We start from the raw sequence: 22,265 nt of genomic DNA on the forward strand, positions 1-22,265 counted from the left end.
GCTGATTTCGAGCTGCCATGAACACCGTCATCCGCCACGTCACACCTGCTGATCTGGACCGCTGCTACGCCATCGAAACCGTTGCCTACGAAGGCGACGAAGCTGCCACCCGCGAAAAAATCGCCACGCGCATCGCCACCTGGCCCGAAGGTTTCATCGTGGCTGAAGTCGACGGCGTTGTAGCCGGTTTCATCAATTCTGGTGCGGCGTTTCAAGTCGAGATGTCGGACGAGGCGTTCAAGGAACTGATCGGCCACGACCCGGCTGGCCCGCACGTAGTCATCATGTCGGTGGTGGTGCACCCGGATTATCAGGGGCGGGGGCTGGCGAAGCGTTTGATGGGCGAATTCATCCAGCGGATGCGCACGCTGGGCAAGACCCACATCCATCTGATGTGCAAGGAGCGGCACATTCCGCTGTATGCCGGGTTTGGCTTTGCCTACATCAAGCCTTCAGCGTCTGACCATGGCGGGATGGCGTGGCATGAGATGGTGTTGGAGTTGGGACAAGAGCAAATGAGTTCTTGAGATAAGTTTTTTAATGGCCTAAATTCAGACCTTGTTGCGGCGACCATCCTGTTCGGATGGTGAGCAGAGGAAATGAATGATGCGAGTTGAAACAATCAGTTTTGTTAAAAAGAATGCGGCAGCGCTGGATCTTTCCGAGCCGATGCTCGTCACTCAGAATGGCGTTCCGGCTTATGTGATCGAATCCTACGAGGAGCGTAAGCGGCGAGATGAGGCCATCGCGCTGATCAAACTTCTTTCGTTTTCTTCTCGCGACAAAGAGCAGGGTAAGCTGATTTCTGGCGACACTTTGCTGGCCAGACTGGCGCAGCGGCGCCAATCGCAGCAAGACGATAACGATGCCTGAGGCCTTTAGAGTAGAGTTTGCGACCGCTGCGGAGCATGGCGTTATTTCGCTGGAGTACTATCTCACGCAGCAATGCGGTCAAAAAAAAGCCGCAGAGCAGGTTGATCAACTGGTGATGCAGATCGTTACGGCTCTGAGCAATCAGGCCCATGTTTACGGTGTTTGTCAGGAAGCAGCATCGCTTGGGGTCACTCATTTTCGTGAGTACTTACCCATGGGACAGCGGGTTTTGTATGAGGTGTTCCCGAGCGAAAACCTTGTAGTGGTCGCTTTGGTTATCGGTCAGCGTCAAAGTATCGAGAAGCAGTTGCTCGACTACTGTCTTCTCCTTTAACCGCTAGTCAAATCTCAAAAGGGTTGCCGCAAGGCAACCCTTTTTCGTGTTCGTTCAAGAGCATCCCGTTCTTCAATGCTGTTGAGCATAACCACCTCAGAAAAACAGGCCCATGCGCCGTTCGTAACCGATCCGGCCCCTGTAGGCTTCGCCGCTGTCGACCCAGCCGAATTTTGCATAAAGCGCGATGGCCGATGCGTTATCCGCATCCACCGACAACTCCAGCCCTTTTATTTCCGGAAATGCCTGGCGCGCCACGTCGGGCAGGGCTTGCAGACAGGCCTTGCCATAGCCTTTGCCCTGAGCCCGATGATCGACTTGCAGTGCGTGAAGGGTGGCGCTGTGTTCATTGGCCCACGCCGGCAATACGGGCGGGCGCTTGAGCAGCAGAAAGGCCACGGGAACATCTTCGACCAGTAGCGCGAATCCTTTGACGCCGGGACCGGGTTTGGACAGCAGGGTGTGCAACGCACCGTAAATGTCGCCGGAGAACCTGATTTGTTCTTTGTGAACTTCAATGGCCTCGACCTGCTGGCGCTGGAGCGCGTTCAGGCTGTCGTAAGGCACGAGTCGGGCTGTCACTGGAGTGTCCTTTTTCCAACAAAATGTGTTTCGGATTCTAACGAGTTTGCGTCCATGGATTATTTTTATTTGGACTGTCGATTTGGCTTTTCGCCAGACGACTAAGGGTGTCTTCACAACAAAAACCACGGAGAACCACCATGAATGCTACCCACGAAATCCAGACCCTGATCGACACCTATCGTCAGGCGGTCATCGCCAAGGATGTCGAGAAACTCATGCCCCTGTATGCCGAGGACATCGTCTCCTACGACGCGGTCAAGGCCCTGCAGTTTCGGGGCAAGGCCGCCTACCGCGCGCATTGGCAGGAATGCATGGAAATGTGCCAGGGCGCGCACAAGTTCGACTTCGACCATATGAACATCGTGGCGGACGAGCACATCGCCTTCGCCCATTGGCTGGCCCATTGCGGCGGCACCAACGAGAAGGGCGAAACCCAGGCCTGCTGGATGCGCGTGACCGCCTGCTATCGGCGCGACGATGGGCAATGGCGCATCGTCCACGAACACTGGTCGGCCCCGTTCGACATGATGAGCGGCACGGTGCTGTTCAACCTGGAACCCTGAGCGCCGTGCTGATTCGTCGGGAATGTCGCGAAAGCGTCAATCTGCAGCCATAGTTGATCCGTTCGATTCAGGAGAGCCCCATGAAGTATTTATGCCTGGTCTACAGCAACGAGCACGAGTTGCACTCGCTGCCCGAAAGCCCGAATGACGCTGAATGCATGGCTTACGCCGAGGCGATCCAGGGCAGCGGCCGAATGGTCGCCGCTGAGGCGCTGGAATCGGTGCAGACCGCGACCACGGTGCGGATGCGCAACGGGAAAATGTCGATCACCGACGGCCCGTTCGCCGAAACCAAGGAGCAATTGGCCGGCTTCTACCTGATCGATGCCAAGGACCTCAATGAAGCCATCCAGGTCGCCGGCAACATCCCGGCGGCCCGGGTTGGCTGTGTCGAGGTGCGTCCCGTTCGTCAGTTGAACCCCGGCGCCTGATGTCGGCTGAGTCGGTACGAGCGCGGGTCGAGCAGGTTTACCGCGAAGACTCACGGCGGATTCTGGCGACCCTGATCCGTTTGCTCGGCGATTTCGATCTTGCCGAAGAAGCCTTGCACGAGGCGTTTTTCGTCGCGGTCGAGCGCTGGCAGCGTGACGGTGTGCCGGACAATCCGCGTACCTGGCTCGTGTCCACCGGGCGTTTCAAGGCCATTGATGTGTTGCGTCGGCGCGCACGCTTCATCGCGTCGCAACCGATGCTGATCGCTCAACTGGAGGCGCTGGAGCAGGCCGACTGGAGTGACGAAGACGTGGAAGACGATCGCTTGCGCCTGATCTTCACCTGTTGTCACCCGGCACTCGCGGCGGACGCCCAGGTGCCGTTGACGCTGCGCGAAGTCTGCGACCTGACCACGGAAGAAATCGCCCGGGCTTTTCTGTCGGCGCCAGCGACCATCGCCCAGCGCATCGTGCGCGCCAAGGCGAAAATCCGTGATGCAAAAATTCCGTATCAAGTGCCGACCCTGGCGGAATTGCCCGAGCGCCTGGACAGTGTGCTGCGGGTGATTTACCTGGTGTTCAACGAAGGCTATTCCGCGTCCATGGGCGCGGAACTGACCCGTGAGGATTTGACCCGCGAGGCGATTCGGCTCGCTCGTTTGTTGATGGAACTGCTGCCCGAACCCGAAGTGATGGGGCTGCTGGCGCTGATGCTGCTGCACGAGTCCCGGCGCCCGGCCCGGACATCGGCGAGCGGGGAGTTGATTGTGCTGGATGAGCAGGACCGTTCGTTATGGGACGCCGGGATGATTGCTGAAGGTTGCACACTGGTGGAGCGTGCACTGACAACCCGGCGCTTCGGGCCTTACTGCCTGCAAGCGGCGATTGCGGCGTCGCATGCCGAAGCGCCCACGGCGGCGCAAACGGACTGGCTGGAGATTGTGGGTCTGTATGACGTGCTGTTGCGGGCGGCGCCTTCGCCAGTGATCGAATTGAACCGTGCGGCGGCGATCTCCAAACGGGATGGGCCGTTGGCGGGGTTGACGTTGATCGAAGGGATTCTGGCGCGGGGTGATTTGCTGGATTACCACTTGGCGCACGCGGCGCGGGCGGAGTTTTGTCGGCAGTTGGGAAGGGTTGATGAGGCGCGGGCGGCTTATGAGCGGGCGTTGGAGTTGACGCAGCAAGTGCCGGAACGGCGGTTTATCGAGGCCCGGATCAAGGCGTTAGATCGCCCCCTCACCCTAACCCTCTCCCCAAGGGGTAGAGGGGACTGACCGAGGTGTCTTTCGAGTTACATTGACCTGAAAAATCGAGTCGAACTCAGGTTTGAAGCTATGGAGATCGAGCTCCCTTTCCCCCTCTCCCCACTGGGGAGAGGGCTGGGGTGAGGGGTGGCCCTCAAGCATCGCTATTCCAACATCTTGCCCAACAACCAACTCCCCGCCGGCCCTGGCGGATGCAGCCGCGACCACAATGCATCGACGAACACCGGTTTTGGCCAGCCGCGCACGTTCAGTTCCTGCAACGTCCCTGGGCCAAACCGCTCCACCAGCCACCGGGGCAACGGCGCCCAACCGAATCCGCCCTGAGCCATTTCCAGCAGCATCAGATAACTCGGCGCCGACCAGACGCGCCCCTTCGCACGGCTTTCATACGGATTGACGATCGTCGCCAGACGCAGCTCCCGGTGTTGTTGCAACACGTCCTGATCGATGTGGCTCAGCGCCGCCAACGGATGCTTGCGGGACACGAACAGGGCAATCTCGGTCCGTTCTTCCACGGTCGAACTGACCAGGTCCGGCGGGTAACTGTCTTGTTTTTCGGCGAAGGCCACCTGCGCCCGACCCCGTTGCACCAAGGCCATCAGGTCGTCGCACTCGGCGATCAGGCATTCAAGTTCCAGGTCCGGATAACGCTGCTCGAAGGCGCTGAGCGCCGCTTCGAAGCGGTCGGACTGATACGTGTCGGAAATCGCCACGGTCAGCTTCGGCTCGACGCCTTGGGACAGTTGGCTGGCGGTCATTTCCAGTCGGCTGGTGGCGGCCAGAATGTCCTCGGCCCGTTGCAGCATCACGTGCCCGGCCGGGGTCAGGCTCGGTTTGCGGCTGCTGCGGTCGAACAGCGTCAGGTTCAAGTCGATTTCAAGGCTGGCCACGGCGGCGCTGATGGTCGACTGACTGCGGCCCAGTTTGCGCGCCGCGGCGGAAAACGAGCCTTGAGTCGCGGCCTGAACGAAGGCCTGCAACACTTCTTGAGAGGCCATGAACTATCGCCTTGATCGATGGTTATTGGTTATGAAGTATCGGTGTGAAGCAGGATCATGGCAACCACAGTCACTCAGAGGAGTCTGGCCATGAGCGCCAACAAATCCATCACTGAACGTATTTTCCTGGCCATTGGTTTCGAATTGCTGGCCATCCTGATCTGTACGCCGCTGCTGGCGTGGATCATGGACAAACCGATGCTCGACATGGGTGTCGTGACCATGGCTATCGCGGCACTTGCCCTGGCCTGGAACGTGGTCTTCAACGGAGTGTTCGACCGTGCGCTCAAACACTACAACCTCGTGCGCAACGCGTGGGTACGTGTTGTCCATGCGCTGTTGTTCGAAGGTGGACTGGTCGCGGTGGGCGTGCCGTTGATTGCCTGGTGGCTGAACGTCAGCCTATGGCAAGCGTTCCTGCTGGATATCGGCGTGCTGCTGTTTTTCCTGCCGTACACCTACGTCTACCACTGGGTCTATGACGTGGTGCGCGAGCGGTTTGTCATGCGTCAGTCTTGCGAAGCTTAAAAGCAAAGATCGCAGCCGGAGGTTGCGATCTTTTGATCTTTGACGGGGTTACTTACAAAAACATCCCACCCGACGCTTCCACGCGTTGCCCGTTGATCCACTGACTGCCCGGCGCCAGCAACAGCGCAATCGCAGCACCGATATCGTCAGGCTGACCGACGCGCCCCAACGCGGTATTGCTGGCGACATAGCTGTTCACGTCGCTGTTATCACGCACTGTGCCGCCGCCGAAATCGGTTTCGATCGCCCCGGGCGCCAGGGTGTTCACGCAAATGCCGCGCGCACCGAGTTCCTTGGCCTGATAACGCGTCAGCACTTCCATCGCGCCTTTCATCGCCGCGTAAGCGCCGTAACCCGGCAAGCTGAAGCGGGTCAGACCGCTGGAAACGTTGAGGATACGACCACCGTCAGCCATCAGCGGCAGCAGGTTCTGGGTGAGAAAGAACGGCCCCTTCAAATGGATGTTCATCAGTAAATCGAACTGGGCGACGGTGGTGTCAACGAAGTTTGCATGCAGGCCGATGCCGGCATTGTTGAGCAAAAAGTCGAAGTGCTCGCGATCAAAACGGCTGCGCAACACCTCGGCGACCTGGGTGGTGAAATCAGCGAAGCCTTCACTCTGACCAACGTCCAGTTGCAGCATGACGGCGCGACCGCCGAGGCTTTCGATTTCTGTGACCAGTGCTTGTGCCTCTTCGGCGCGGCTGTTGTAGGTGCCGATGACGTCGATGCCTTGGGCTGCCAGATGCAGGGCTGCGTTTTTGCCGAGGCCGCGGCTGGCGCCGGTGATCAGTGCGATTTTACGGTTCATGGGACTTCCTCAAGGAGCAGTAGGTGATGACGTGGAGGAAGTTTATTTATCCGTCCTGAAGTGATAAACAGGCTTAAATCGGAATCACTGGTCGGTTAATCCGAACAATAAAGGTCGGCCCATGAACAAGCTGGAACTGCTGCGTACCTTCGTTCGCGTCACCGAGATGTCGAGTTTTACCCTCGCCGGTGAAAGCCTGGGTTTGCCCAGGTCCACCGTTTCCGAGCACGTCCAGGCCCTCGAAATGCTGGTCGGCACGCGCTTACTGCAACGCACCACGCGCAAAGTTCAGGCGACTCAGGACGGCCTGGTGTTGTACGAGCGCAGCAAGGATTTGCTGTCGCACATGGACGAAATCGAAGGGCTGTTCCGTCAGGACGAAGCGTCGCTCGTTGGGCGGATTCGTGTCGACATGCCGAACATTCTGGCCCGTCGGGTGGTGATGCCGCGTCTGCCCGAGTTCATGGCTCAGCACCCCAATCTCGAGCTGGAGATCAGCAGCACCGACCGCCGGGTCGATCTGCTCAGCGAAGGGTTTGATTGCGTGGTGCGAGTCGGCGCGCAGCCGGATCAATCGGTGGTCGCGCGCCACCTCTGCGATTTTGCGATGATCAACTGCGCCAGCCCCGAGTATCTGCAGCGTTATGGCGTGCCTGAACGGCTCGAAGACTTGACGCAGCATCGGCTGGTCCATTACGTCGGCGTATTGGGTTCGCGGTCGGAGGGCTTTGTGTACGAGCAAGAGGGCACGTTGCATCGAGTGCCGATGGCGGGCAGCGTCACGGTCAACAGCACCGATTGTTACGAGTCGGCGTGCCTGGGCGGTTTTGGTTTGATCCAGGCGCCGCTGACGGGCATGCAGCCGCACCTGCTCAGCGGCGAACTGGTGGCGGTGCTGCCGCAATTCAATGCGCCATCCATGGAGGTTTCGCTGCTCTACGCCCGGCAACGGCATTTGCCGTTGCGGGTCAGGGCGTTCATGGATTGGTTGGCAAACCTCATTCAATCCACAACCTGAAGCACAACACATTCAAATGTGGGAGTGAGCCTGCTCGCGATGGCGTCAGCACATTCGACATTGATGTCGACGGGTGCACCGCTATCGCGAGCAGGCTCACTCCCACATGGGTATTGCGCGGCTTCAGAAGAGTTGGGTGAACAACCAATACAAACTGCCCGACAACAGAATCGCCGCCGGCAAGGTCAGCACCCAGGCCATTAGCAGGTTGCGGATGGTCTTCATCTGCAAGCCGCCGCCGTTGGCGACCATGGTCCCGGCCACCCCCGAAGACAGCACGTGAGTGGTCGACACCGGCAGGCCGAACATGTCCGCTGCGCCGATGGTCAGCATCGCGACGGTTTCCGCCGAGGCGCCTTGCGCATACGTCAGGTGGGTCTTGCCGATCTTTTCGCCAACCGTCACCACGATACGTTTCCAGCCGACCATGGTGCCCAGCCCCAGAGCGATGGCCACCGCGATTTTCACCCACAGCGGAATGAACCGCGTGGCGTTGTCGATCTGCTGCTTGAACAGTTGCAGCTTGCCGTTGGTGTCGGCGTCGAAGTTGCCGACCTTGTTTTTGTCCATCAGGCGAATGGTTTCGCTGGTCAGGTACATGTCGTTACGCACGTTGCCCATGGCCTCGGCCGGGACCTTTGCGAGCGAGCCGTAGCCTTTCACTTCGTTCCCGATAGTGCCGGTCAACGCGGCGAGGGCGGGGATCAGTTGTGGTGAGGCTTCCTTGCTGCGCATGTAGTCGGACAGCACCGCGCGAGGATCGGCAGGCGCTGGCAGCGGCGTACTTTTGACCAGCGCTTGCTGGGTGACTTCGGCCACGGCGGCAAACTGCAGTGCCTGGTCCGCCGGCATGGTGCGGTTCAGCGCGTAAGCCATCGGCAGCGTGCCGACCAGAATCAGCATGATCAGGCCCATGCCTTTCTGGCCATCGTTGGAACCGTGGGCGAAGGACACGCCGGTGCACGTCAGGATCAACATGCCGCGAATCCACCACGGTGGCGGAGTGTCGCCCTTCGGTGCTTTATACAGCGCACGATTCTTGACGAAAGCCCGCAAGGCCAACAGCAACAGCGCGGCAAACGCGAAGCCGATCAGCGGCGACAGCAACAGCGCATAACCGACTTTGGTTGCCTGCGCCCAGTCCACACCGCTGGTGCCGTCGCGGCCGTGCATCAGGGCATTGGCCACGCCGACGCCGATGATCGAGCCGATCAGGGTGTGCGACGAAGACGCCGGCAAGCCCAGCCACCAGGTGCCGAGGTTCCACAGGATCGCGGCGATCAACAGGGCGAAGATCATCGCGAAACCGGCGGAGGAACCGACTTGCAGAATCAGCTCCACCGGCAGCAGGGCGATGATGCCGAACGCCACCGCGCCGCTGGACAGCAGCACCCCGAGGAAGTTGAAGAACCCGGACCAGGCCACCGCGAAATTAGGCGGCAAGGAGTTGGTGTAAATCACCGTGGCCACGGCGTTGGCGGTGTCGTGGAAACCGTTGACGAATTCAAAGCCGAGGGCAATTAGCAGCGCCACGCCCAACAGCAGAAACGGCGTCCAGGTGGTCACCACTGTGCCGAGTTCGTTCATGTCGTGCATCAGGCTGTAGGCGGTGAACAACAGCCCGCTGCCCAGCACCGCGAAGAAAATCACGATGGTCAGCAAGCCGGGCTTTTTATCGAGTTGCGGTTTGGCGCTACTGGCGGGCGCCTGGGCGGCGGTGAAGGAAGGAGTCGCCATGACGGACAATCCTGAGAAGAGAAGGAATGTCGCCCATGATCGTTGCTGAGTGTTACAAAGAGGCTGCGCTGGATCAGTGTTTGGGTTTATTGCTAATGCCGTCCGTCCCCATACTGATCGTTCCCATGCTCTGCGTGGGAATGCATCCATTGACGCTCCGCGTCAACGCTGGACGCAGAGCGTCCGGGGCGGCATTCCCACGCAGAGCGTGGGAACGAGCAACGAGGGTCAATAATCCTGGCGCTTACGAAACGCCCATCGCCCGGCGATCACGGTAAACGTCGCGACCAACGCCACCAGAATCCAGAACCCTTCCGGGTCGCCGGAAAGCGGCACCCCACCGACGTTCATGCCGAAGAACCCGGCGATGATGTTGATCGGCAATGCCAGCACCGTGACCACGGTCAGGGTGAACAGTGTGCGGTTGCTCTGCTCATTGAGGTTGGCGGCGATTTCTTCCTGCAACAGCTTGATCCGTTCGCCCAGCGCCGTGAGGTCGTTGATGATCAGCGCGAACTCCTCGGTGGACTTGCGCAGCTCCTTGACGTCTTCCTTTTGCAACCACTGTGGCGGGCGGTTGAGCAGACGCAGCAACGAGCCCGGTTCCAGCGCCAACAAGCGTTGCAGGCGCACCAGCACCCGTCGGTTGGCGCCCAGCTCAGCCCGGTTGGTCGACAGCCGCGAGGACAGCAACTCATCTTCGATCTGATCGACACTGAGGCTGGTCTTGCGCACGATCTGGGTCAGCACTTCACCCTGATCGCGCAGCAGATGCACCAGCAATTCCAGCGGCGAGCGAAAGCACTCACCGGCCTTCACCGACGAGCGCAGCTTGTCCACCGAGTGCAGCGGTTGCAGGCGTGCGCTGACGATCAGCCGACTGCGGGCGCAGACCCACAGCGTCGAAACATCTGAAGAAACCATGCTGCTGAGGTTGAACACCACGTCGTTGACCACCGCCAGCAACGCTGAATCCACATGCTCGATGCGCGTCGAACGCGAACCTTCATGCAGCGCTTCGAAAAACTCGTCGGGCAATTCCAGATGGCTTTTCATCCAGCGCTCGCATGCGGCGTGGGCCAGGTTGAGGTGCAGCCAGAGAAATTCGTCGTTGTCGCCGGGTTGTTGCAGGCACTGCAACGCCTTGGCCGAATCGAGCTCAAGGCCGCGCTCGCCGGGGCGAAAACTGAAACCGTACAGCAGACCGAACAGGTCCGTATCGCGATGACTTTGGTCGATGCTGTGGTTCATGGGGTCTCACTGTGAGGAGGCGCCTGTCGCGGGTTTCACAGGTTCACTTGAGCCGCATCATCGCAAGGAGTTTTGACGGTTTTGTGACGGTTGTCCGCGACGGCGGCGTTGTTGCAGGCGTTGCAGGATGAGGGGGGCAATACTTCCGGTTCCTTGGTCAGTACGAGCGCTTAACTCCGTGTTGGAAGACTGAACGTAAACGTCGTGCCCTGTTGCGCGGTCGAGATCACGTCCAGTTTTCCGCCATGGGACTGCGCAATCTGACTGGCAATGTACAACCCCAACCCCAACCCGAGGCCGGTCCGCGGTGTTCCGCTGGCCGGTCGCGAGTAGGGCCGGAACAGATGGGGCAGCGCATCCTCGGTAATCAGCCCCTGATTTTTCACGCTCAGCACGAACTGTCCTTCATTGATTTGCGCGCTGATATCGATCGGGCCGTCGGGATCGCCATGAGCAACCGCGTTCGCCACCAGATTGGAGAGTAACTGCGCGACCCGCTCCCGATCGCAATGAACGCTATGCAGGTCGCCGATGGACGATGCAATGGTGCGGTCGGGATGGATGCTCTGAACCTCTGAAATCACATGCCGCAAGGCATCCGCAAGATCCGGGCACGGCTCGATGTTCACGGGAATGCCACGGCCCAAAGCGCCGCGAGCGAAATCCAGAACGTCATCGACCAGTTTGGTCGCTCGACGGGCGCTGGTGAGGATGTTCCGGGCCCGCTGCAGATTTGCCGCATCGGGTAGTTTGCGCAGGAGCATTTCGGCGCTGGCGCTGATGGCGAACAAAGGGTTGCGCAGATCATGCCCGAGCACGGCGATGAACTGTTCGCGCAGTTCGGCGGTTTCCCGTTCCTGCTTCAGCGCGGCTTCGGTCTTTTGCAGGTTTTCTTCGGCTTCGATCTGCAACGCCAGCATTCGGGCGAAGGATTCCATGGTGCTCTGGATCGTGCTGGATTTGAGCGGCGCAGGGTTGGGGTCAAGGGCGCAGATGGTGCCGAAAAAGCGTCCGTCGGTGCGGAAAATCGGCACGGCGATGTAGCTTTCGAACTGATAGAGGCGAGGGGTGTGGTGATCGCGGTAAAGCGGGTCTTCACTGGCCTTGTCGATGACCACCGAATGATGTGCCTGGCGAATTTCATGGCACAGGGTCGTGGCAAGATCCAGCTCACCGCCGACCTGCATGCCGAAATTCAGTTGGTCGAGCACCGCACACGCCGTCCACGAGTCTTCGGTGACCCGGGCCACGGCGACGAAGCGCAGGCCCGTCAGTTCACGGATCACTTGAAGAATCGCCGGCACCGAACTGATCCGACCGATCGTGGCGATGTCTGCTGCCGCTGCTTGCCCCATTTCAAACTATCCCTGCATGAAAAGTGTGTTGGGATTCTAGCGGGCTGACGCCGTGTTGGCGCGACTTGATTGCCTGATTTTGACGTGCAAAAAAGCCGCACGATCCGAAGATCGTGCGGCTTGGTGTTTGTGCATCAGGTGTCTTGTTTGTTGCTCAGTACTTTGCCGGTGGTGGCATCGAAGTCCACGTCAAATTCTTTGCCGTCAGCGGTTTTCAGTTCCACTTCGTATTCATAGTTATTGAAATGGTTGTCCAGATCCGTGTCGGTGATGGTCGCACCGGGATGCAACTTCAGCGCCGCCTGGTTCATTTCTTCCAATGGCTTGATCTTGCCGCTTTTGACCAGCTCAGGGATCTGGTCGACGCGCACATCAGCCTGGGCCAGGCCAGCGGTGAGCGTCAGGGCAGCGGCAGTGAACAGGGCAGTCAGGGTCTTCATGAAGTTCTTTCCTTGGGTGATCCGTTTAAGTGGGATCAGGTTATCCAGCGCAACTTAATCCACCCTTAATTCCCCGAACGCGACTGGGTATAGATCGTTCACATGTTCATCAGTAACCGTTGTTCTGCAGCAATTGAGCAACACTGGCCGCCGCCGGGCGTTTGTAGAACTTGAGCAGTTCGCTGGCGCGGTTGGTGAAGATGCCGTCGACGCCGGCGTCCATGACTTTCTGGTAATCCACGTCATCGTCGATGGTGTAGACGTGCACCAACAAGCCCTGATCGTGGGTGTACTGGTTCATCCACGGTTGCACCAGGTCCGAGTAACTCTGATCGCCACCCTTGGTCAGCGCCGCAGATGGGCCGGTGCCGATCGCGCCCTGGGCTTTGGCGTACTCGACCCATTGCTGGAATTCGGCTTTGTCTTTCGGTTGTTGTTTGGCGTAGTAAGTGGCTTTGTCCTTGTCGCCGGACTCGGCAAACGTGACCTTGGATTTTGGCTCGATGCTGCCTTCGCCGACCCACAGCAGGAGGATTTTCGGTACTTTCGGCATTTCCTTCTCGAGCAGTTCGAGGCTGCTCTTCTCGAAGGTTTGCAGCACGACTTTACCTTTGCCCTGGCCAACCGCCAGATCGCTCTTCGCCAGTTTCGAACCCGCCGGGCTCAACCAGCCGCGATCCTGGAGTTTTTCCTTGAGATCGCGCTCGATCCCGGGAAACTGCTTCGGCTCTTTGGTTTCGATGTACAGACCGGGCTTGTGCAGCGGATTGCCTTGGGCAATGTCGATGATTTCGTCCAGGGTCAGAATTTTCAGACCGACGTACGAAGGACGCGCGCGATCCGGGTAGGCCGCGTTGAACCAGCTGCCGGCATCGAGGGTTTTCAGCTCGGCAATGGTGAACTCGTTGGCCGGGCTGTCCTTGCGCTCAGGGAATTTACTGGCGACGTCGGTGGTGCGTTGCAGGTTGTTGTCGTGCAGGGCGAACAGCACGCCATCCTTGCTGCGTTGCACGTCCAGTTCCAGGTAGTCGGCGCCCAGATCGCGGGCCAGTTTGTAGGCGGCGGCGGTGGATTCCGGGGCATCGAAGGACGCGCCACGGTGAGCGATCACGGCCGGATGCGGGATGCCCGTGCGGGTGGCCAATGCGGTGGGGCTTGGCTCGCTGGCGGCCTGTGCCTGGCCGAGGCCCAGCATCAGACTCAGCAACAGGGCGCTCTTGGTGAAGGTAACAGGCATGGTCGAGGTCCTTTCGCAGATTTTCAAAGACGTATCTTTTAACAACTGAGCGCCGCTTGCGCTATCGCCGGACCGACATAAACGTGTTTAAAGCAGTTTTTTTCAGCGCTTTTGTGCACTTCTTTGCAGTACTCTTGGCCCCGGCAGTTACCCCGGCAGAGGGAACGCCCATTCGTTTGCCCTGCGTGTAAACCATCGATCACCGGTCCTTTGCGACCTTCTGTGAGGTTTATCATGCGCATCACTTCCGAGCTCATCTGCCAGGCCGCCGACCAACTCAAAGGCTTCGTCGGCCTCAATCGCAAGACCGGCCAGTACATTGTTCGTTTCAGCGAAGACTCCTTCGGCATGGACGTGGCTGACGACGGCATTATTCCCACCAGCGAATTCGTCTGGGCCCCAGGTTCCGCGCAGGCCATGACGCTCAAGCGTGAGTTGATTCAGTTGTTGCTGGATCAGAACATCGATGACCGAATCAACATCACCGAGCCGTTGCGGGTGTACATGAATCGGCGGGAAGTGCCGGAGATTTCGGCGGTTCGCAGTTTGGTGCAGGGCTGAGTTTTGCGGTGAATGTGCGGGCCTCATCGCGAGCAGGCTCACTCCCACATCAGTTATGTGTCGATCACAAGACCCATGTGGGAGTGAGCCTGCTCGCGATGGCGGCCGTAAGAACACCACAACCACTCACTTGTTGAACACATAAGCCCGTTCTGCTCGTAACCGTGATCACCGTCGGTGCGCAGGGAGGTAAAAATCACCGCGTAGTATGGCGCTGGCGCAGTGTTGGCGATCATGACTTCTGCCCCTTGCAGGCTGCGATCAACGCACGGACCAGCGGCGGCAGCTTGCCCTTGAGTGCTGCGCGTTCAGGTTGGAACAGCGTTGCGACGAAGAATGGATGCCCTTTGAGTTCCACCGCCCGTAAGTCACCTGAAGCATCGTGGCCAACAGCGCACAACTGTTGGCTCAACAACTCACGTTCGAACGCTGGATTAACGCCGTAGCGACAGCGATAGCCTTCGACAATCTCCGCGCTTTCGTACGCCTCGGCGATCAACGAGCCTTCAACCAGATGAATGCTGTCGACGGCTTCCACCAGCGAACAGGTCAGTGGCGTGAGCAGCGCTCGTGTTGCCTCGGGTGATGTCTCGCCATGTTCAGCATCGTCCCAGCCTAGAACATTTCGGGCGTATTCGAGTACGGCGTGTTGAAAACCGCCGCAGGTACCCAGGAACGGCCGTTGCTGTTCACGGGCAAAACGAATCGCCCGCAACGCACCGTCCCTATCGCGGTAAGGGCTGGCAGGCACGCACCAGAAACCGTCGAAATCAGCCAATGGCGCATCGGCGCTGATGCGGTCGGTGGCCAACCACTGGAACTGCACGTCGGTGTTCGCCTGTTCAGCGGCCATGCCGAGGGCGACGGGAATGGCCTGGTGAGCGGTGACGTGCGGGTCGTAATCGCCGATCAGGGCAATGCGAATTGGGCGGGTTTCCATGAGTGAGCTCCACGCTTGTTGATTCCTGGCACCCACTATAGATTGGCGTTCACGCACTCAATATTGGCGTTATCCCAATTGATCAATGCACCGATGCACTATCGACTGGATTACCCCGACCTGTCCCTGATCCTCGCGCTGGTGCGCGGCGGCTCTCTGGCCCGGGCGTCTACGCTGTTGAAGGTCGACGTCTCGACCGTATTTCGCGCCGTGCGCCGACTGGAAGCCGCGCTGGGCCAGCAACTGTTCGAAAAAAGCCGCGCCGGCTACTTGCCCACCACCTTGGCGCAAACCCTGGCCGAGCAGGCTGAGCGGGCCGAACAGGCACTGGAAGCAGCGCGCATTGGCGTGGAGCAGGGCGGTGAAGTCATCAGCGGCACGGTGCGCCTGACCTGCACCGATTCGGTATTGCAAGGCTTGCTGCTGCCGGCGTTGGCGAAGTTCATGCCCGGCTACCCGGCGCTGACCATCGAGTTGAGTACCTCCAACGACTTCGCCAACCTCAGCCGCCGGGATGCCGATATCGCCTTGCGCCTGACCCGCACACCGCCCGAACACTTGGTGGGCCGGCGATTGGCCCAGGTGTCCTATCGAGTCTGTGCCAGTGCGGCGTATCTGAAATCGGTCGATTCCGAAGACTTGGCGTCGCTGACCTGGATCGCCCCGGATGAATTCCTCCCCGATCACCCCACCGTTGTGTGGCGCCGTCAGCAGTTGCCCGGCGTTACACCGGGTTATCGCTGCAACAGCATGTTGTCGGTGACTGAGCTGGTGCGGGCCGGGCTCGGTGTCGCGGCATTGCCGGACTTCCTCATCGGTGACGGGCTGCAGCCGTTGAGCGAGCCGTTACACGGTTACGACACGGCACTCTGGTTGCTGACCCGCCCGGACTGCCGCGCCTTGCGCTCGGTGGTGACGTTGTTCGATGAGTTGGGGCGGGCGCTTCGATTGCCTTGACCGAGCGCTAAACCTTCGGTTGATCCTTGTGCACGAAGTGCTGATGCATTTCCGAGGTCAGGCTTTCGATGCGTTCGGTGAGGGCCTTGGTCATTTCGGTGAGCCGGGTGTTTTGCTCCAGCAACTCCAGCAGTTGCGCAGTGTTCTGCGCCGCTTGCGCCTGGCGCTCACTGTTGGCCACGGCCAGTGCTTCGCGATGCAGCGCATCGGCTTCAGACTGGGCTTTGTCGCGTGCTGCCTGGCGGGTTTGGGCCAGCAGGATCAGCGGCGCGGCATAAGCCGCTTGAAGGCTGAAGGCGAGGTTGAGCAGGATGAACGGGTAGAGATCGAAGTGGGCCACGCCGAACAGGTTGAGGCAAATCCATACCACCACGATCAGCGTCTGCGCCCCGAGAAAGGTCGGCGTGCCGAAGAACCGCGCAAAGGCCTCGGCACGCAGGGCAAACTTGTCGTTGCCAAAGGTAGGCGCCAGGTGGGCGTGGGGGCGATGAAAGCGCAGGTGGTCAACTGGGGGGTGGGCGGGTTTTGTGTCGGAAGTCGTGGTGGTCATGGTGCTCTCTGCATGGCGCTGGGACTGAGGCTCACTATAGCCCCAGCGCCAGTTTCATTCTGAAACACATTACGGTGTTTTTTTTCAGCGCCACCGATCACTGCTCAAACAGCGGACATTGTCATTTATTGCAACTCGATTTAGAGCTGATAGCAGGCCAGAAACATGTCCAGCGCCGACTCCACCACCGTGGTCTGCATCTCGGCGGACAGGCCGGGCAGGCCCATGGAAATCTGAGGCCAGAACGCAAAGGATTTGAGCATTCCCTGAATCTGTTGTGCGGCGAATTCGGGGGCGACCGGTCTCAAACGACCGTCGGCCTGAGCGGCGCGGATCCACACGGTCAGGCCTTCTTCGCGCTCACCCATTCGGCACACCATATTCTGGGCGCGCTCGGGGGAATGGATGGTGGCGGCAATGGCCACTCGCGCCAGGTCGAGAAAATTGTCATCGCCCAGCATCTGCATTTTCGCCATCAGCATCCGGCGCATCTGGTCGCGCAGCGGCAGGTCAGGGTGGTAGGGCGTTTCCTGTTCAGCCGTCACCCGCGCCCATAATTGATTGAGGATTTCGGCGAACAACTCTTCCTTGCTGGGGAAATGGTTGTACACCGTGCGCTTCGACACGCCGGCGGTGGCGGCGATCTTGTCCATGCTGGTGATGTCGAAACCGTTGGCACGGAATTCGGCAATCGCCGCCTGAATGATGGCTTCGCGTTTTCGGTCGGTGAGGCGCTGTGGAGCTGTCATAAGTACGCTTTTGGCAGGAAGAAGTGAGAACTACACTTGGCAGTTTACTTGTGATCAGCTTTGATGCAACCTAGAAACTACACTGTGCAGTGTAATATTTTGTTAATCCTGCGCAGTGAACAATAGAATCTCCGGCTGATGCGTGCGTGCCTTGGCCATTTATCGTCCCGAGCGGAAAACTGCGAATCAGGTGGTTTTCCTGGAGTCATTCAGTCATGGCCACTTCAACTTCCCCTGCGGACAACGCCTCCACGCCTGAAGCTTCCCGTCAGGTAGAAGGGCTCTTTCGAAACCATGCGCTGGTAAAGCGCGAAGGTTTTCGCAAAACCCTGCGCATCATGTGGAGCATGATCTTCCACAAACCGCGCGACACCCGCCCGACGGCGCCTGTCCCGGTACAAACCCTGACTCAAGCAGCGTTGATCGCCGCCCCCAACCACAGCGTCTACCGCCTCGGCCATTCCACCGTACTGCTGAAACTGCAGGACAAATTCTGGATCACCGACCCGGTCTTCGCCGAACGCGCCTCACCCGTGCAATGGGCCGGCCCGAAGCGCTTTCACCAGCCGCCAATCAGCCTCGAAGAACTGCCGCCGATTGAAGCGGTGATCCTGTCCCACGATCACTACGACCACCTCGACTATCAAGCCGTACTCAAACTGGCGGATAAGGCCAAGTACTTCCTCACGCCGTTGGGCGTGGGCGACACCCTGATCAAATGGGGCATCGACGCCAGCAAGGTCCGGCAACTGGACTGGTGGCAAGGCACTGAGGTCGACGGTATTCAGTTCATCGCCACACCTTCGCAGCACTTTTCCGGTCGCGGTCTGTTCGATGGCAACAGCACGCTGTGGGCCTCCTGGGTGATGATCAGCGGTGACACGCGAATCTTCTTCAGCGGCGACAGCGGTTATTTCGACGGCTTCAAACGCATCGGCGAACAGTACGGCCCGTTCGACCTGACCCTCATGGAAACCGGTGCCTACAACGTTGAGTGGCCGCATGTGCACATGCAGCCGGAGCAAACCCTGCAAGCGCACATCGACCTCAAAGGCCGGTGGTTACTGCCGATTCATAACGGCACCTTCGATTTGTCGATGCACGCCTGGTACGAACCCTTTGACCGCATTCTGGCGTTGGCCTGGGAGCGGAGTGTGTCGATTACCACGCCGCAGATGGGGCAGGCGTTCAACGTGATGTATCCGCAGCGGGGTAGCACTTGGTGGTCGGAGTTGGAAAGTGTTGGCGATCAGGTGGAACCTCAGAACGCATGACGTTGTGAAACCGGGCTGCTTACCCTGCAAGCGGCCCGGGCCGACACCTCACTCAACCATCGCATAATCCGCCCGCCCCACCGGATCAGGCGCCGACCCTTTCACATTCATTCCTCGACCCGGCGCAAACCCCGGGAAGAACACCAACCCCTCCGATTCAAACCGATAAGCCAACGCCAGCCGCGTAACATCCAGCACATCGCGTTCATCCTCAAATCGCTGAATAGCGTCGACCGAAACCCCGGATTCCCGAGACAGTTCCTCCACACTCCAACCCAGCATCGCTCGGGCCTGAACGCTATGCGCGGGGGTGAATTGGAAAAGGGCGATACGTTCCAGGGTGATTTTCATCGCAAGAGAGGCCATGGTGTTCTCCGGGCTCAAGAGTGCTGATTCAAAATGTACTGTGTTTTTGTACAGTTGTTTTGAGCTCGAATCAAACTCATTTTTTGATCGGTTCTATTTTTTCGCACAGGCAGGGGCGTTGGACCGATCAGCAGCTCAGTATTTTGCGAAGCAGTCCTGAAACCTGCAAATGCGGTGTGTCTGACACAACAGGGTCGCCGATTTTAGGGCCGCTGTGCGCCCCAGCCGGGGCAAGCCCCCTCGCCACAAATGCCCACCAGACGGGAAAATTTCCGCTAACTGACTGGTATTGGAGGAATGGGCGCTTTCGCAGAGTGGAGGATGCTATCTACTCATACACCGTCACCCGATTGCGCCCGGCCTTCTTCGACGCAAACAGCGCGTGGTCCGCCCAGGCGATCAGGTCGGCGTAGTTGGTCGAGGGCTGGCTCAGGTCGGCCACCCCCAGGCTGATGGTGAAACGGATGCTCTGGTCGTTGTGCAGCACTTCCAGCCCTTCGACAGCCTCACGCAGACGCTCGGCGAAAACCTGTGCACCGGTCTTGTCGGTGTCCGAAAGCACCACGCCGAACTCTTCACCGCCATAACGCCCAGCCACATCGGTTTCGCGCACATGTTCGCGGATCAGCCTGGAGACTTCCTCGATGACCTTGTCGCCCGCCTGGTGACCATAGGTGTCGTTGACCCGCTTGAAGTGATCGATATCCAGCATCACCAGGCTGGTGGCATTGCCATAACGCTGGTGCCGGGCATAGGCGACTTTCAGGCTTTCTTCCCAATGACCGCGGTTGTACAGCCCCGTCAGCCGATCGGTGCTGGAGAGTTGCTGCAATTGCGCATTGGCGGCCAGGAGCTGATGCCGGTTGGTGGCGACGTCGGTGACGTCATAGATCACCAGACAGATATGGTTGATTTTGCCGTCGGTGGAGCGCAGCGGTAACAGCGTGGTGTTCTGGTACATGAACTCTTCCTGGCCGGTGATCGGCTGATAGTTCTTGAACCGCACCAGATACGGGCGCTGCTCCCAAACAGTGAACGCTGGCGTGCCAAGGGTAGCGACGCTTTCCACCTTGCGGCTAAACCATTGGCGGTCGATTTCAGGAAACAGACTGAAGAAACTCTGATTGTGGGAATCCTTGGGCTGCACCCCAGAGCGGTTCTCCATGAAGGTGTTCCAGACCTGCACGTGGTAGTCGCGGTCGAGCACCACCACACCGACGTCGATGCTCTGGACGATCGCCAGCAACCAGTGAAACTCGTTCAGATCGATAGGCTCGTTCATGGCTCAGTTCATCAAGTAGGCGAGTTTGTGGGTTAACCGCTCGATGGAGTCTTCCGTGAACAGCAACAATAGGTCGAAACGAATATCATGCCCTTCCAGGCTGTAGCTGATTTCCACCGCCAGGGTCTTTTTCCAGCGCTTATGATTGACCCGGATCAGCTCATCGATGGCCGCGTGCTGGCCGAGGATCTGCGGATGGCCTTGAGAAAACACCACATCGATCTGTTCGGCAATGCTGCTCAGGCAAGCACCGATCAGAACGCTGGAGAGGTCCAGCAGCATTTCCAGGTCCGAATAATCGCTGCTCTGACGCTGCATCAACTGCGCGATGTCGGCGATTTCCGAGTCGTGAAACATCAGCAGGGCTTCGCCGGCGATGCCACTGCCGATGAACCCCTGGCAGATGGCCGTGAGTTGCTGGCTGCTACTGGCATCGGTCAGGGCCATGTGCAATTCGCCGACTTCGAGAATGTTCACGTTCGGGACCGGCAACTGCACAAAAACTCCCAACACCTGGGCTATCAGGGCGGCCGCCCCGCCCATGGCAACGTTGACCGTTTCGCGAAACGCATCGTGAAAACTGATGACCGTGTTCGCTGCCGGACGACTCCCCTGCGACGCCTGGCCGGGTTCCGTCAGTAGCCCCAGCTGACTGAGTGTCTGGCGCAGCTCGTGTTCGTCGAAAGGCTTTTTCAGGAACGCCAGCGCGCCCAGCTCACGCACGCGGCGCACTGCTTCTTCCTGAACGTCACCGGAGATCACGATGACTTGCGCCTTCAACCCTTCGGTGCGCAAGGCGCTCAACACCTGATAACCATCCATCTCCGGCATGGTCAGGTCGAGCAGCACCACCAGCCCTAAACCCCGGCGTATGGCCTCCATTGCCTCGCGACCATTACCGGCCTCGGTAACCGAAACCGGCCAGTCCGCCGGCAGCGCCCGTAACACCTGCTTGCGGGCCATGTTGGAGTCGTCACAGACCAGTAGGGGAATCACTGACACAAGATAGGGCACTCATCGGCGTTGGACATCAGGGAAAGCACTACGGCCCATCATGCCCCATAAGCTTACAAAGACCACCTTATAAACAGGGTTTTATTCAGAATGACGTCCAGCAGGGTGAGCCAATGACTATTGACTCGCCAACCCTGGCGCCTCACGAACAATAAAGTGATCCAGGTTCTCAATATTCGCGCTGAACACCCCGAACGTCTGCTCGGGGTTTTTCTTGCTCGGCACCTGCTTCAACTCCGGCGTCACGCCATAAAAGAAGCAATACAACTCTTTCCCGCTCTCACTGGCGTGCTTGATCTCTTCCAGAAACGCTTTGCGCTTGCGGTAGTTGTCGATCAGCTTTTTGCTCAAGTAAACGTTGACTGAATAAGGCTTCTTCTTCGCCTCGTCCGGTTGCTTGAACCAGACCTTTTGTTCGAAATCGATGCGAAAACTCTGCGTGTAATCCTTGATCTCCTTGATCTTGCCCCAGTAAATCAGCCCCTTGTTGTCCTGCAGATACTCGATCTTCTTGAAGAACGACCCATAAGGCGCCGTGTGCTCGCCAATCTTCAGCGGCATGCGCTTGAGCAACTCCTTGTCCTCGAAGTTCGACACAAAACACTCCACCGGGTGGGCGAAGACACTGGTCTTGTCCGGTGCCGACTCGCGGCTCGGGTGTTCGACATCGCTGGCCTCTGAAGAGGGTTTCGGATCGGCCCGTATCACATCAGCCGCCACCGCAGGGTTCGACGGCTTACGCACATACTCACGCCGCGTCAGCAACAACTCTGATGGGAAATGCTCCTCGCGACTGTCATCCGTTTCCGCACCGTCCGCGTCCACACCTGGCGCCGATGCCTTGAGACTGACATAAGGACAATCCGCCACATGCCGGGTGCTGGGCGTGTTCTTGAAGTGCGGGGTGCGAACGTAATTCACGTTTTTGGCGTTGAACGTCGTCAACACATTCGCCGCATCGAATGCCAAACGACAGGCATCGTTGGGGCACTGGAAGTGTTCCTTGGCGGAATCGAAATCCATGGTTTCGTCGAAATTCAAATCGCGCACGTCATAGATCGACAGCTTGTCGTCGAGGCTGAGGCAGTAGGCGAGGTCGAATTTCATGATGGGCTCGGGTCCTTGAGTGGGGAAGGGTATTAA

General features: G+C 58.9%; 26 protein-coding genes and 1 pseudogene. 11 read left to right on the top strand and 16 right to left on the bottom strand.

Annotated elements, in window-relative coordinates:
* Positions 1-17: 17 nt before the first annotated feature.
* The 3 genes from IB252_RS29420 to IB252_RS29430 all read left to right on the top strand — a co-directional run bounded on the left by IB252_RS29420 (position 18) and on the right by IB252_RS29430 (position 1,207).
* Positions 18-527 carry a GNAT family N-acetyltransferase gene (locus tag IB252_RS29420; RefSeq protein ID WP_192411104.1) on the top strand — a complete coding sequence of 170 codons (510 nt, stop codon included), beginning with the start codon at positions 18-20 and terminating at the stop codon, positions 525-527.
* 79 nt (positions 528-606) lie between these two features.
* Positions 607-873 (top strand): type II toxin-antitoxin system Phd/YefM family antitoxin, encoded by a 267-nt coding sequence (locus IB252_RS29425; RefSeq protein WP_111451497.1) that lies wholly within the window; start codon positions 607-609, stop codon positions 871-873.
* On the top strand, positions 866-1,207 hold the full coding sequence (locus IB252_RS29430; protein WP_111451498.1) for a hypothetical protein: 342 nt from the start codon (positions 866-868) through the stop codon (positions 1,205-1,207). The genes IB252_RS29425 and IB252_RS29430 overlap by 8 nt, the downstream gene beginning before the upstream one ends.
* A 96-nt stretch (positions 1,208-1,303) precedes the next feature.
* Here IB252_RS29430 and IB252_RS29435 read toward each other — a convergent pair whose 3' ends face one another.
* Complete coding sequence (locus IB252_RS29435; RefSeq protein WP_192411105.1) at positions 1,304-1,789, bottom strand: GNAT family N-acetyltransferase; 486 nt, start codon at positions 1,787-1,789, stop codon at positions 1,304-1,306.
* A gap of 140 nt (positions 1,790-1,929) precedes the next feature.
* Here IB252_RS29435 and IB252_RS29440 point away from each other — a divergent pair, with 140 nt between their 5' ends.
* The 3 genes from IB252_RS29440 to IB252_RS29450 all read left to right on the top strand — a co-directional run bounded on the left by IB252_RS29440 (position 1,930) and on the right by IB252_RS29450 (position 4,063).
* Positions 1,930-2,355, top strand: coding sequence for a YybH family protein (locus IB252_RS29440; protein WP_008151160.1), 426 nt, complete (start codon positions 1,930-1,932; stop codon positions 2,353-2,355).
* 80 nt (positions 2,356-2,435) lie between these two features.
* Positions 2,436-2,786, top strand: a complete 351-nt coding sequence (locus IB252_RS29445) for a YciI family protein (RefSeq protein ID WP_008151161.1) — start codon at positions 2,436-2,438, stop codon at positions 2,784-2,786.
* Positions 2,786-4,063 (top strand): RNA polymerase sigma factor, encoded by a 1,278-nt coding sequence (locus IB252_RS29450; RefSeq protein ID WP_192411106.1) that lies wholly within the window; start codon positions 2,786-2,788, stop codon positions 4,061-4,063. Before IB252_RS29445 ends, IB252_RS29450 begins: the two co-directional genes overlap by 1 nt.
* Positions 4,064-4,197: 134 nt before the next feature.
* On the opposite strand, the gene IB252_RS29455 is transcribed toward IB252_RS29450, so the two are convergent.
* Positions 4,198-5,052: a LysR family transcriptional regulator gene (locus tag IB252_RS29455; RefSeq protein ID WP_192411107.1), complete on the bottom strand. Its 855-nt coding sequence runs from the start codon at positions 5,050-5,052 to the stop codon at positions 4,198-4,200.
* Positions 5,053-5,142: 90 nt separating this feature from the next.
* On the opposite strand from IB252_RS29455, the gene IB252_RS29460 reads away from it, so the two are divergent.
* Positions 5,143-5,580, top strand: coding sequence for a multidrug/biocide efflux PACE transporter (locus tag IB252_RS29460; RefSeq protein WP_192411108.1), 438 nt, complete (start codon positions 5,143-5,145; stop codon positions 5,578-5,580).
* A gap of 52 nt (positions 5,581-5,632) precedes the next feature.
* Here the strand turns inward: IB252_RS29460 and IB252_RS29465 are convergent, their stop codons facing one another.
* A complete protein-coding gene (locus IB252_RS29465) occupies positions 5,633-6,391 on the bottom strand; it encodes an SDR family NAD(P)-dependent oxidoreductase (protein ID WP_192411109.1) in 759 nt (252 codons plus the stop codon).
* 121 nt (positions 6,392-6,512) lie between these two features.
* On the opposite strand from IB252_RS29465, the gene IB252_RS29470 reads away from it, so the two are divergent.
* Positions 6,513-7,409, top strand: a complete 897-nt coding sequence (locus tag IB252_RS29470; RefSeq protein ID WP_192411110.1) for a LysR family transcriptional regulator — start codon at positions 6,513-6,515, stop codon at positions 7,407-7,409.
* Between the two features lie 123 nt (positions 7,410-7,532).
* Here the strand turns inward: IB252_RS29470 and IB252_RS29475 are convergent, their stop codons facing one another.
* From IB252_RS29475 to IB252_RS29495, 5 genes are all read right to left on the bottom strand, one after another.
* Positions 7,533-9,146: an inorganic phosphate transporter gene (locus IB252_RS29475; RefSeq protein ID WP_192411111.1), complete on the bottom strand. Its 1,614-nt coding sequence runs from the start codon at positions 9,144-9,146 to the stop codon at positions 7,533-7,535.
* Between the two features lie 228 nt (positions 9,147-9,374).
* Entirely contained in the window at positions 9,375-10,397 is a 1,023-nt protein-coding gene (locus tag IB252_RS29480) for a transporter (RefSeq protein WP_111451506.1), read from the bottom strand.
* A 170-nt stretch (positions 10,398-10,567) separates the two neighbouring features.
* The gene (locus IB252_RS29485; protein WP_192411112.1) at positions 10,568-11,752 is read right to left on the bottom strand and encodes a GAF domain-containing sensor histidine kinase; all 1,185 of its coding nucleotides are present in this window, start codon (positions 11,750-11,752) and stop codon (positions 10,568-10,570) included.
* Between the two features lie 134 nt (positions 11,753-11,886).
* The gene (locus tag IB252_RS29490; RefSeq protein ID WP_140676604.1) at positions 11,887-12,192 is read right to left on the bottom strand and encodes a PepSY domain-containing protein; all 306 of its coding nucleotides are present in this window, start codon (positions 12,190-12,192) and stop codon (positions 11,887-11,889) included.
* 109 nt (positions 12,193-12,301) lie between these two features.
* Entirely contained in the window at positions 12,302-13,429 is a 1,128-nt protein-coding gene (locus IB252_RS29495; RefSeq protein ID WP_111451509.1) for a glycerophosphodiester phosphodiesterase, read from the bottom strand.
* A 234-nt stretch (positions 13,430-13,663) separates the two neighbouring features.
* Here IB252_RS29495 and IB252_RS29500 point away from each other — a divergent pair, with 234 nt between their 5' ends.
* Positions 13,664-13,990, top strand: a complete 327-nt coding sequence (locus tag IB252_RS29500; protein WP_056741447.1) for a DUF2025 family protein — start codon at positions 13,664-13,666, stop codon at positions 13,988-13,990.
* Positions 13,991-14,142: 152 nt separating this feature from the next.
* On the opposite strand, the pseudogene IB252_RS29505 reads toward IB252_RS29500, so the two are convergent.
* Positions 14,143-14,226, bottom strand: a pseudogene (locus IB252_RS29505) (antibiotic biosynthesis monooxygenase); the annotation flags it as partial.
* Positions 14,223-14,930: a CTP synthase gene (locus IB252_RS29510; RefSeq protein WP_192411113.1), complete on the bottom strand. Its 708-nt coding sequence runs from the start codon at positions 14,928-14,930 to the stop codon at positions 14,223-14,225. The pseudogene IB252_RS29505 and the gene IB252_RS29510, both read right to left, overlap by 4 nt.
* Before the next feature lie 15 nt (positions 14,931-14,945).
* On the opposite strand from IB252_RS29510, the gene IB252_RS29515 reads away from it, so the two are divergent.
* On the top strand, positions 14,946-15,887 hold the full coding sequence (locus tag IB252_RS29515; protein WP_192411114.1) for a LysR family transcriptional regulator: 942 nt from the start codon (positions 14,946-14,948) through the stop codon (positions 15,885-15,887).
* A gap of 7 nt (positions 15,888-15,894) precedes the next feature.
* Here IB252_RS29515 and IB252_RS29520 read toward each other — a convergent pair whose 3' ends face one another.
* Together IB252_RS29520 and IB252_RS29525 are read right to left on the bottom strand one after the other, a co-directional pair.
* Positions 15,895-16,437, bottom strand: coding sequence for a DUF1003 domain-containing protein (locus IB252_RS29520; protein ID WP_111451514.1), 543 nt, complete (start codon positions 16,435-16,437; stop codon positions 15,895-15,897).
* Positions 16,438-16,577: 140 nt separating this feature from the next.
* On the bottom strand, positions 16,578-17,186 hold the full coding sequence (locus IB252_RS29525) for a TetR/AcrR family transcriptional regulator (RefSeq protein WP_111451515.1): 609 nt from the start codon (positions 17,184-17,186) through the stop codon (positions 16,578-16,580).
* 215 nt (positions 17,187-17,401) lie between these two features.
* On the opposite strand from IB252_RS29525, the gene IB252_RS29530 reads away from it, so the two are divergent.
* Complete coding sequence (locus IB252_RS29530) at positions 17,402-18,460, top strand: MBL fold metallo-hydrolase (RefSeq protein ID WP_192411115.1); 1,059 nt, start codon at positions 17,402-17,404, stop codon at positions 18,458-18,460.
* 48 nt (positions 18,461-18,508) lie between these two features.
* Here the strand turns inward: IB252_RS29530 and IB252_RS29535 are convergent, their stop codons facing one another.
* The 4 genes from IB252_RS29535 to IB252_RS29550 all read right to left on the bottom strand — a co-directional run bounded on the left by IB252_RS29535 (position 18,509) and on the right by IB252_RS29550 (position 22,229).
* A complete protein-coding gene (locus tag IB252_RS29535) occupies positions 18,509-18,826 on the bottom strand; it encodes a helix-turn-helix transcriptional regulator (protein ID WP_192411116.1) in 318 nt (105 codons plus the stop codon).
* Positions 18,827-19,154: 328 nt separating this feature from the next.
* Positions 19,155-20,108, bottom strand: coding sequence for a sensor domain-containing diguanylate cyclase (locus IB252_RS29540; RefSeq protein WP_192411117.1), 954 nt, complete (start codon positions 20,106-20,108; stop codon positions 19,155-19,157).
* Positions 20,109-20,111: 3 nt separating this feature from the next.
* Positions 20,112-21,110 (bottom strand): response regulator, encoded by a 999-nt coding sequence (locus IB252_RS29545; RefSeq protein ID WP_192411118.1) that lies wholly within the window; start codon positions 21,108-21,110, stop codon positions 20,112-20,114.
* A 129-nt stretch (positions 21,111-21,239) separates the two neighbouring features.
* Complete coding sequence (locus IB252_RS29550) at positions 21,240-22,229, bottom strand: hypothetical protein (RefSeq protein WP_192411119.1); 990 nt, start codon at positions 22,227-22,229, stop codon at positions 21,240-21,242.
* Between the last annotated feature and the right edge of the window lie 36 nt (positions 22,230-22,265).

It is taken from the genome of Pseudomonas sp. PDM10, assembly GCF_014852295.1.
Lineage (GTDB): Bacteria > Pseudomonadota > Gammaproteobacteria > Pseudomonadales > Pseudomonadaceae > Aquipseudomonas.

Coding starts and splice junctions, on each gene's coding strand:
- IB252_RS29465 (WP_192411109.1), bottom strand. CDS start 6,391: ATGAACCGTAAAATCGCACTGATCACCGGCGCCAGCCGCGGCCTCGGC.
- IB252_RS29420 (WP_192411104.1), top strand. CDS start 18: ATGAACACCGTCATCCGCCACGTCACACCTGCTGATCTGGACCGCTGC.
- IB252_RS29525 (WP_111451515.1), bottom strand. CDS start 17,186: ATGACAGCTCCACAGCGCCTCACCGACCGAAAACGCGAAGCCATCATT.
- IB252_RS29490 (WP_140676604.1), bottom strand. CDS start 12,192: ATGAAGACCCTGACTGCCCTGTTCACTGCCGCTGCCCTGACGCTCACC.
- IB252_RS29445 (WP_008151161.1), top strand. CDS start 2,436: ATGAAGTATTTATGCCTGGTCTACAGCAACGAGCACGAGTTGCACTCG.
- IB252_RS29430 (WP_111451498.1), top strand. CDS start 866: ATGCCTGAGGCCTTTAGAGTAGAGTTTGCGACCGCTGCGGAGCATGGC.
- IB252_RS29530 (WP_192411115.1), top strand. CDS start 17,402: ATGGCCACTTCAACTTCCCCTGCGGACAACGCCTCCACGCCTGAAGCT.
- IB252_RS29470 (WP_192411110.1), top strand. CDS start 6,513: ATGAACAAGCTGGAACTGCTGCGTACCTTCGTTCGCGTCACCGAGATG.
- IB252_RS29475 (WP_192411111.1), bottom strand. CDS start 9,146: ATGGCGACTCCTTCCTTCACCGCCGCCCAGGCGCCCGCCAGTAGCGCC.
- IB252_RS29550 (WP_192411119.1), bottom strand. CDS start 22,229: ATGAAATTCGACCTCGCCTACTGCCTCAGCCTCGACGACAAGCTGTCG.
- IB252_RS29425 (WP_111451497.1), top strand. CDS start 607: ATGCGAGTTGAAACAATCAGTTTTGTTAAAAAGAATGCGGCAGCGCTG.
- IB252_RS29510 (WP_192411113.1), bottom strand. CDS start 14,930: ATGGAAACCCGCCCAATTCGCATTGCCCTGATCGGCGATTACGACCCG.
- IB252_RS29495 (WP_111451509.1), bottom strand. CDS start 13,429: ATGCCTGTTACCTTCACCAAGAGCGCCCTGTTGCTGAGTCTGATGCTG.
- IB252_RS29535 (WP_192411116.1), bottom strand. CDS start 18,826: ATGGCCTCTCTTGCGATGAAAATCACCCTGGAACGTATCGCCCTTTTC.
- IB252_RS29540 (WP_192411117.1), bottom strand. CDS start 20,108: ATGAACGAGCCTATCGATCTGAACGAGTTTCACTGGTTGCTGGCGATC.
- IB252_RS29460 (WP_192411108.1), top strand. CDS start 5,143: ATGAGCGCCAACAAATCCATCACTGAACGTATTTTCCTGGCCATTGGT.
- IB252_RS29520 (WP_111451514.1), bottom strand. CDS start 16,437: ATGACCACCACGACTTCCGACACAAAACCCGCCCACCCCCCAGTTGAC.
- IB252_RS29440 (WP_008151160.1), top strand. CDS start 1,930: ATGAATGCTACCCACGAAATCCAGACCCTGATCGACACCTATCGTCAG.
- IB252_RS29450 (WP_192411106.1), top strand. CDS start 2,786: ATGTCGGCTGAGTCGGTACGAGCGCGGGTCGAGCAGGTTTACCGCGAA.
- IB252_RS29500 (WP_056741447.1), top strand. CDS start 13,664: ATGCGCATCACTTCCGAGCTCATCTGCCAGGCCGCCGACCAACTCAAA.
- IB252_RS29480 (WP_111451506.1), bottom strand. CDS start 10,397: ATGAACCACAGCATCGACCAAAGTCATCGCGATACGGACCTGTTCGGT.
- IB252_RS29485 (WP_192411112.1), bottom strand. CDS start 11,752: ATGGGGCAAGCAGCGGCAGCAGACATCGCCACGATCGGTCGGATCAGT.
- IB252_RS29455 (WP_192411107.1), bottom strand. CDS start 5,052: ATGGCCTCTCAAGAAGTGTTGCAGGCCTTCGTTCAGGCCGCGACTCAA.